The sequence below is a fragment of the Metallosphaera javensis (ex Hofmann et al. 2022) genome, from assembly GCF_022064045.1.
Lineage (GTDB): Archaea > Thermoproteota > Thermoprotei_A > Sulfolobales > Sulfolobaceae > Metallosphaera > Metallosphaera javensis.
The window spans coordinates 1-219 of the sequence record NZ_JAKNCW010000083.1 but is presented as its reverse complement, the minus strand read 5'-3'; the positions used below and the strand labels follow the sequence as shown (position 1 = coordinate 219).

The 219-nt window shown below is 52.5% G+C and carries 1 pseudogene; it reads right to left on the bottom strand.

From position 1 onward, the window contains the following. Positions 1 to 78: 78 nt before the first annotated feature. Positions 79 to 219 (bottom strand): annotated as a pseudogene (locus L3N51_RS12490) (IS256 family transposase); the annotation flags it as partial.

Below are 219 nucleotides of genomic sequence, written 5' to 3'. Positions count from 1 at the left end.
ATTACCCCTTCCAGGGATATTTTTATTTTTTGCCATTATTTTTCACCTCATATTCCACAACTAACCGGGGTAGCCCCTTATCTTCCCTCCCAGCACCGAGTAGAACGTGAGCAGCTTCCTGAGCACATCTTCCTCCTCCCTCAGCAACTCCCTCTCAACCCCCGTCCTCACCCTCCCCTTCCCGTCGTACATCACGGGCAACCTCACGCTCATCCACCT